We start from the raw sequence: 2,511 nt of genomic DNA on the forward strand, positions 1-2,511 counted from the left end.
TTTTCGGGGCGAAATGCGCGGGTCGTATTTCGCCTCACTTAAATAAGAGAAGTGTTTATTTTTTAACAGAATAGTGTTATTTTTAGGAGAGAGTATGAACATTCACATTTTAGTATTAATTATTGCGATTGCCCTTTTCGGTGTACTGGCGTTCAAACAGATGAGCGCGCTGATTCTGGCTCCGCTTGTTACCATTTTTGTTATTTTGTGTTCCGGTCTGCCAGTTCTTGAAAGCTTAAAAGGGCTTTTCATGCCGGCAGCAGCAGATTATGTTACTAAGTATTTTCTGACATTCTTCGTCGGTGCCCTGTTTGGTGCTGTTTATCAGTACACTGGCGCAGCAGAATCCATCGCCAGAGCGATTGCAGGTCTCTGCCACGGCAAGTTTGTTGCACCAATTATCATGTGTATCACAGGTATTCTTACTTTCGGTGGTGTCAGTGGTTTCGTTGTATTCTTCGTTATCTACCCAATCGCCCTGAACCTTTTCAAAGAAGGCAACCTGACAAGAAGATTGATTCCTGCAGCTATTTCAGCAGGATGTTGGACATGGTCTATGACAGCACCTGGTTCACCATCTATCCAGAACGTTATTGCTATGGATAACCTTGGTACGCCATCTACAGCTGCATTTGTTCCATCTTTAATCACAGCCATTGTTATGTTTGCGTTAATCTTCGTATGGCTGGAAGTAAGAGCAAGAAGTTTTACAAAGAAAGGCATCGTATTTGATGACCCTACATTAAAATTTCAGCTGACAGCAGAAGAATTGCCAAATCCTGATGAAGAAAAGGATCTGCCAAATGTTATTGTAGCAATTCTGCCTATCATTCTGATTCTTGTTATGTTTAATAATCCAATGCATCCATTCCCTGTTGAAACATCTGTATTTGCGGGTGTAGCACTGGCAACAATCCTGATGTTTAAGAGAATTAAGGGTGTTAATGAATGGATTGGCGTTTTCAACAAAGGTGCAGCAGATTCAGGTGTTGCTATCCTGAATACAGCTATCGTTGTTGGTTTCGGTGGTGTTGTACAGAATACTCAGGGCTTTAATGACCTGGTAACAGCACTGAAGAATATGTCCATGCAGCCGCTTGTATTCGTTATGATTACAGTTGCTATCTGTGCCGGTGCCTGCGGTTCAGCTTCAGGTGGTATGGGTGTTGCATTCAACGCTTTAAAAGATACATATATCCAGATGGGTGTTTCCCTTCCATATGTACATAGAATCGCAGCTATCGCAGCGGGTACTCTTGATACTCTGCCTCATCAGGGTGCTCAGATTACATTGCTTGGTATCTGTAAGCTGACACATAAGGAAGCATATTGGGATATCGCTGTTACACAGATTTTCATCCCATTCATCTGCTGTGGTGTATTCATCTTACTTGCACAGTTGGGCTTATAAGAAAGAAAATATTTCGAGATGGCTTGGAATGTATAGTCTGAGACATTGCAGAAATCGAATAAAAGATAAGAAGTCTCCGGATTTTCACTTGAATGAAGTGGGAATCCGGAGTTTTTTTCGTGGATGATGATTGTATCATCAAATGAGCGTAGAGGAAAAATTTATGGATTTGGCAATCATTTTTTGAAAATCCTCCGGCATTTCACTGGAAAAAACAGCAAGGTCCTGATGCCCCGGAAGCTGGCAGGTGATTTCAAAGCTGTGAAGCGCCGCCCGGTCAAATCCGAGAAAACCTTCATGTCCGTAAATGGAGTCTCCCAACAGCGGGTGGGACAGACTGGCCATGTGGACACGAATTTGGTGGGTACGACCGGTCTGAAGCTTTAAGCGGACAAGGGAAAAAGGTGTTTCTTCATAGGTAAATTCTGATAAAACTTTATATTCTGTTCTTGAAGGACGCCCGGTATCAGCAATCTGGTAGCGGTTAAAACAATCCGGAACTTTTGCGATAGGACGGTCAATGAGTCCGCTGCGGGGCTGATCCGTCCAATGGCCTTCTGTCAGGGCCAGATAAACCCGGGAAAGGGTATGATTTGCTCGCTGCCGTTCCAGCTGTTGGGCGGCGTATTTGTTCTTTGCTATAAGAATCAGACCGCTGGTATCCTTATCCAGACGACCGATGGGACAGAGCAGCGGCTGTTCCGGCAGCAGTCGGTAATACCAGGCCAGATAACTCAGCAGAGTATCCGAATAATGACCGTGGCATGGATGAATCACCAGACCGGCGGGTTTGTTCACAAGCACGATATCTTCATTTTCAAAAACAATGGATACAGGCCCCTCAGCCGGCATCACCTTCTGAGTGCGGTCATTGGGCATATTAAAAACAAGGGAGTCCCCGGCATGAAGCACACCCCGTGTGGTCACACGCTGGCCATTAATCAGAATACCGTTTTCACGAAACTTCACCGAACGCAAAAAAGCCCGGGACAGACCGGCTATATTGCGGGCATAGGTGTTTACCGACAGACCGTCTGCCTCCGGTTCAATTGTGTATGAAAGCTGCTGCATGATAGTAATTTCTCCTTTTCCAAATTTTG

General features: G+C 44.6%; 2 protein-coding genes. One reads left to right on the forward strand and one right to left on the reverse strand.

Going from position 1 to position 2,511, the window contains the following annotated elements; genetic code table 11:
• Positions 1 to 94 precede the first annotated feature (94 nt).
• On the forward strand, positions 95 to 1,411 hold the full coding sequence (locus WMO25_RS17085; RefSeq protein ID WP_349086364.1) for a GntP family permease: 1,317 nt from the start codon (positions 95 to 97) through the stop codon (positions 1,409 to 1,411).
• 138 nt (positions 1,412 to 1,549) lie between these two features.
• On the opposite strand, the gene WMO25_RS17090 is transcribed toward WMO25_RS17085, so the two are convergent.
• Positions 1,550 to 2,511 (reverse strand): RluA family pseudouridine synthase (locus WMO25_RS17090; protein WP_349086366.1); only part of this gene is annotated, 962 nt, incomplete at its 5' end.

The organism is Coprococcus intestinihominis, from assembly GCF_040096555.1.
GTDB classification, from domain to species: domain Bacteria; phylum Bacillota; class Clostridia; order Lachnospirales; family Lachnospiraceae; genus Coprococcus_A; species Coprococcus_A intestinihominis.

Bases quoted from the DNA above. Each gene is read 5' to 3' on its own strand.
- WMO25_RS17085 (WP_349086364.1), top strand. From the start codon at position 95: ATGAACATTCACATTTTAGTATTAATTATTGCGATTGCCCTTTTCGGT.